The sequence below is a fragment of the Pseudomonas sp. QS1027 genome (assembly GCF_002814235.1).
Taxonomy (GTDB): domain Bacteria; phylum Pseudomonadota; class Gammaproteobacteria; order Pseudomonadales; family Pseudomonadaceae; genus Aquipseudomonas.
The window spans coordinates 1-986 of record NZ_PHSU01000082.1; the positions used below are offsets into that span (position 1 = coordinate 1).

Below are 986 nucleotides of genomic sequence, written 5' to 3' on the forward strand. Positions count from 1 at the left end.
CACTCTGATACGTCAACAACGGTGTCAACAAATATTCAATAATCCGTCGTGGCTCGGTCTTGATCGCCACCGAACTCGACATCCCCGGTTCCAGGCGCTGTGAACTTCCCCCAAAAAGTATCGAAAGCTGTTTTTTCCGCCATGACTAAACTCCCTATTTTTTTACAATAAATTCAAAAATTTTCCGAAAATCAAAAAAAACAAGCTGCCCAACAATCGACCACATCGCCACACAGAAACTTGACGGCAAAATCAATGCCAAGCAGACGATCAACGTGAATAGCATGTCATACCTTGAAGGCAAAAATTCGAACCAGCCAAACATACAGTTCAAAAAAATAAATGTGGTAAAAGCTGCAATTCCACCAACAATAAAATACACACCAAGATGCAATAACACCCACCCTTTTTTGACACCAATCCCTTGCATAATCATTATATTTTTATGCGTATCTTCGCAACTGGCAGCCGCTATTTTCTTAACCTTAACCATATACAAAGCAGATGCAATGTTATACAAAGCGCTAAAGAGCACACACAACCCCATCAAATTACGATAGTAAACAGGGTCAAGCTCCCCACTCATAGGCGAGGTTCGAATATTCAGAAAAACCCACCCCAGACTATCAATTATCGGACTTATAAAAACATCCACAACAGCTCTATAATACGGAGAAAAATTACCCAACAATGCATAAACAGTAATCGTAGCTGAACTAATCAGCACAAAGGGCCCGGTTCGAAACCAAGGAATAGGCTTTATCGGACGACCCGCTTCAGGGGCTGGAGTAATAGGCAGGTCCATTATCTTGGTTCCTTTTTAATAAAGTACTGCCATAAAATATGGCCGCAGCGGGCTCAACCGGCCAACGCAATGCACACTGCTTTTTCTCAATTAGCGCTCCCCCAATGCCTCACGCAGATACTTCAACAACGGTGTCAACAAATACTCAATAATCCCTCTCTGCTCGGTCTTGATCTCCACC

Annotated in this window: 1 protein-coding gene; it reads right to left on the minus strand. The window is 42.7% G+C overall.

Going from position 1 to position 986, the window contains the following annotated elements; genetic code table 11:
• Positions 1–154: 154 nt before the first annotated feature.
• Positions 155–805, minus strand: a complete 651-nt coding sequence (locus CWE01_RS33215; protein ID WP_157815230.1) for a hypothetical protein — start codon at positions 803–805, stop codon at positions 155–157.
• Between the last annotated feature and the right edge of the window lie 181 nt (positions 806–986).